This window comes from Acetonema longum DSM 6540, assembly GCF_000219125.1.
GTDB lineage: Bacteria > Bacillota > Negativicutes > Sporomusales > Acetonemataceae > Acetonema > Acetonema longum.
The window spans coordinates 1-4,772 of sequence record NZ_AFGF01000077.1; the positions used below are offsets into that span (position 1 = coordinate 1).

3 protein-coding genes are annotated in these 4,772 nt (G+C 51.8%); all 3 read right to left on the reverse strand.

All coding sequences use genetic code 11. The features are described 5' to 3' along the window. Positions 1 to 32: 32 nt before the first annotated feature. Complete coding sequence (locus tag ALO_RS09065) at positions 33 to 1,685, reverse strand: L-lactate permease (protein WP_004095128.1); 1,653 nt, start codon at positions 1,683 to 1,685, stop codon at positions 33 to 35. A gap of 47 nt (positions 1,686 to 1,732) precedes the next feature. After that, the gene (locus ALO_RS09070; RefSeq protein WP_004095129.1) at positions 1,733 to 3,136 is read right to left on the reverse strand and encodes an FAD-binding oxidoreductase; all 1,404 of its coding nucleotides are present in this window, start codon (positions 3,134 to 3,136) and stop codon (positions 1,733 to 1,735) included. Positions 3,137 to 3,219: 83 nt separating this feature from the next. Next, positions 3,220 to 4,494 (reverse strand): nickel-dependent lactate racemase, encoded by a 1,275-nt coding sequence (gene larA / locus ALO_RS09075; protein WP_004095130.1) that lies wholly within the window; start codon positions 4,492 to 4,494, stop codon positions 3,220 to 3,222. Positions 4,495 to 4,772: the final 278 nt, after the last annotated feature.

Genomic DNA, 4,772 nt, shown 5'->3' on the forward strand with positions numbered 1-4,772 from the left:
GCCGGCAAGCGGCTGTTTTTTTATTGAATTTATTAGGGCAGCATAAACTTTAATACGTACGCCTGAAGGTAGGTCAGTATGCAGACAATCAGGGTCATGGCCATGCTGTGACGCACCGTAAAGCGGAAAAGGTCCCCTTCGCTTCCTACCAGACCGGTAGCGGCAGTAGCCACTGAGATACTTTGAGGCGAGATCATTTTGCCGGTTACACCGCCGCTGGAGTTGGCCGCCACTGTCAGATGCGGATCTATGCCTACCTGTTCCGCCGCTGTTTTCTGCATAGAGCCAAACAAAGCATTGGAAGAGGTATCCGATCCGGTCAGGAAGACGCCGATCCACCCCAGGAGAGGCGAGAAGAAGGGAAACAGCGCCCCGGTGGCGGTAAAGGCCAGGCCCAAAGTTGAGCTCATGCCGGAATAGTTCATGATATAAGCCAAGCCCAGGATCATGGCAATCGTGCAGATAGGGAAGGTAAGCTGTTTTAAGGTTTTGCCGAAACACTGTACCGCCCGGCTGATTCCGTAGTTGGGGATGATAAACAAGGAAAGGAGCCCGGAGATCAGGATAGCGGTTCCGGCGGCGGACAGAAGATTAAGGGCATATTTGGCGGCGTAAGCCGTCTCTTTGGCCACAACCGGCGCGGTCTTCATTACCATGCCGTCCAGCAGCGGCCAGCTTACGCTAAACCAAGGCATCGCCTGGTCAATCGAAACCAGAACGTTCTTAAACCTGAGATATTTGTCATCAGCCCAGAGGAATACCAATAAGGCAAGAATGAGGTAAGGCCCCCAGGCGCGAAGCACTTCCCCCTTGGAGTACTTCAGATTCACCCTGCCGGTCGTGACCGGTTCATCCGGGAAGTGCCAGGTGTTTTCCGGCTTCCAGAAATTCAGGAAAACCAGCAGTCCGACAATGGTCACCACAGCTGAGGTGATATCCGGCAGATAGGGATTCACATAATTAGAGGTAATAAACTGGGTTCCGGCAAAGCAGAATCCGGTCACCAGCACTGCCGGCAGAACTTCCATGGAACGCTTCCAGCCGCACATGGTCACCACCAGCCACAGGGGAACCACAAAAGACAGGAAAGGCAGCTGACGCCCCACGATCTGGCTGATGTGCATGACATCCAGCCCGCTGACCTGGGCCGCCACCACAATCGGAATGCCGATGGCGCCAAAGGCGACCGGCGCAGTGTTGGCGATCAGGCAGATACCGGCGGCATAAATCGGGTTAAACCCCAATCCCACCAGCATCGCGGCGGTAATGGCCACCGGCGTGCCAAAGCCGGCAGTCCCTTCAATGAACGAACCAAAGGCAAAGGCGATCAGGAGTGCCTGCAGTCTTCTGTCATCGGTAATCGAAGCCAGGGAATTTTTGATGATCTCGAATTCCCCTGATTCAACCGTCATGTTATAAACCCAGATGGCAGTAATAACGATCCAAATAATAGGAAAGATGCCGAAAGCAGCACCGTTAACAACCGCGCTGAGGGCATAGGGCACCGGCATACCCCATACCCCGATAGCCAGCACCAGGGCCGACAGTGTGCCAACCGCCGCCGCGTGATGGCCCTTAGACCTTTTTACACCCAGCATATACAGCAAAAGAAGCAAGGGTATCGCTGCGACCAGCGCTGACAGCAGAATATTCTGCAGGGGGTCATAGGTTTGCACCCATTTCATGCATAAGCCTCCTTACTTTTAATCGCAATAAACCGGCCTGAAAAGGATTAAGGCATTTCGAAGATTTTTCCGGGATTTAAAATCAAATTCGGATCCAGGGCTTTTTTGATAGCCCGCATCATTTCCAGTTCTTCGGGCGGGGTGTACTGCTCCATCAGCTTCCGCCGCTTGTAGCCGATGCCGTGTTCACCTGACAACTTGCCGCCCAGTTGATAGACCAGAGTGTAGATTTGCTTCTGGAACTCTTCCAGGGTCTTATCCCATTGGTCATCAGGCATATCTCCCTTGAGAACATGGAAGTGGACATTGCCGTCGCCGGCATGGCTGGCAATTCGGGTCACCATGTTGTACTTGGCGCTCAGTGTGGCTGCCTGGTTCATCAAATTGGCGATCTGGTCCACCGGCACTACCATATCTTCTTTCGACTGGATCAAGCTCTCAGCCCGGGCTGCTTCCAGGAATGCCTTGCGGGAATGCCAGATCTTCTGAGGATCAGCCACCAGCACCGAAAGGGCCTTATTGGCCATGCACAGTTCATCCAGTAAAACGCTCTTGTCATCCAAATCGTCTTCATCTTTGCCTTCTACCTGGATGATAATATAATGGCCCCGCTCGCTTTCGGGAAGTTTTTCATTCAAAAATTTCTCCACGCTGCGGATGGTGCCATTATCCATAAACTCCACACAGGTAGGGGTAATACCGGCTTTGATGACTTTGGTGACAATGCCGATGGCGGAATCAATGTCCGGAAAAATCGCCAGTAAGTCTATTACGTTATGGGGCATGGGCTTCAGTTTCAGGGTGATTTCAGTGGCAATGCCGAGAGTCCCCTCAGAGCCCATGAACAATTGATCCAGGGCATAGCCGGTGGTGCTTTTCTCCAGACGGCCGCCTAAATTCAGGATTTTCCCCTGTGGGGAAACGATTTTCATCCCATAGACCTGATGCCGGGTGGTTCCATATTTAATGGCCCTGTTGCCGCCAGCATTGGTGGCCACGTTGCCGCCGATGAAGCAGCTGTCGCCGCTGCAGGGGTCGCCGGCATAGAACAGGCCTTTTTCCCTGGCGGCTTTCTGTACATCATCGGTCCTTACGCCAGGCTGCACCACCATATACATACTATCGGTATTGATCTCAAGCACCCGGTTCATGCGCTCGGTGCTGATCACAATGCCGCCGTACAGGGGAACGGCAGCTGCCGCCAAGCCGGTGCCGCCGCCTCTTGCTACCACCGGAACCAGCTCCTTGTTGGCTAACTTCACAATTTCAGCGATCTGCTCGGCTGTTTCCGGCAGCAGGACAATCTCCGGCATGTGCTGATAGCGGGGATCAGTCTCCTCATCGCGGGAATAGGGGTCCATTTTTTCCGGGTCTGAGATTACATATTTACTGCCTACGATTTTAGTTAAAGTGGCAATAATTTCAGGGGTTAACGAATTGTACTTTGCCATGCTTCTTTCCTCCTGTCTATTTACATGAAAATGAGTTGGCCGCCTCAACACCTCCTTTTTCTCTATATCTCTATATAGACGGCTTAACTGACAATGACCGAAACCCCGTCGGGGATCACGGTGATTTTACTTTGCCGTCCCACAATGCTTTCGGCCATTTGCAAGGCCTCCGGCAAATTCTTGGCTGCTTTAAAGTACATATTTTCAATGATGCTGTGATCGCATTGGTCGGTGACGACAATCACCTGATGTTTCAGTTGAATGCGGGCGGCGATCTGGGCCTCCCACTGGTCGGCAATTGTTGCATCCATATCGATTTTCATAATTTTGTCCATGACTTCCTGAGGCCCGGATGCATCGGCAAACCAGCGGTAGAAGGCTTCGCCGCCGTGGCCGTCGTTGCAGGCCGAACAGATAATGATCACGCCGCCGGGTTTGCAGGTGGCTTCAGCGGCAGACATGCCTTTGACAGCCTGATACACATTCTGATCCAAAGGATACCCCCCGTTAGAGGTAATGACAATATCAGCCGGTTTGGCCTTAACGGTTGCCAGCTCGCTCACAAACCGGCAGCCTTCCCTGTGCGCTTGTTCCCTGTCGCCGGCAAAAGCCTTTATAATTTTTTTGTCGGCATTGATGACCACATTGAGGATAAAGGCCAGCTTAGCGGTCTTGGCAGCATGGAGCATGTCAATATGCAGGGGATTTCCCTCTAATATGCCGGCCCGGGCCCGGTCATGGGCGATGAACTTGGAACAATGATTGGCCAATACTGTCACCTTGCTGACGATCCCGGGAAGGATACTCTTGCGTCCGCCGGAAAATCCGGCAAAAAAGTGGGGCTCAATAAAACCTTCGGCTACTAATAAGTCAGCTTCCATCGCCATTCGATTAATGACCAGGTCACCGCCGGAAGGCAGCTTCCCCGCCGGGACCATACTGTCATCATCCCGGCAGTCATGCAGGACGATTTTTTCCTGCTTCACAATATCCGGTCCAAACTTAGCGATCAGTTCCGCCTCGGTTGTCGGGCGGTGGAAGCCGGTGGCAATTAAAAAGGTAATGTCAGCGTCAGGATTTCCGGCACGGATTTCCTCCAGTATCAGCGGGGCCATCACTTTACTGGGTACCGGGCGGGTATGGTCGCTGGCTACAATGACGATTTTCTTTTTACCCCTGGCTAATTCCGACAGCCGGGGAGAACCGACGGGGTTTTCCAGCGCTTGACGGACCAGCGCCTCTTCGCCAGCCTCGGCCTGGTAGTGATGGGCGTTGGATTCCAGGATTCCCTCCAGCCTGTCATCCGGAATTTCTGCTTCCCAGTGGGTTCGTCCATACGGAATCGCTATTTTGGCCATTGTACTACCTCCTCTGTTGATGTATCGATGAAATACTTGCTGGCAGACCATATTCGCCTGAATATTCTTTCTTTAAAGTTAATACTTTTTATTTATTCGCTATATTACATTAAATTCCTGTCTCTTTGAAGTGCACAACATGAAAATAATTATATAGAAATCAGCAAAAATCCTTCTTTTTCGCCATTATTCGTTGCAATATCTTCTATGTATTCTCAAGTATTGACACCAGTAAAAGACAAAACAAAAACAGCGGAAAGTACTTCTCCGACTTTCCG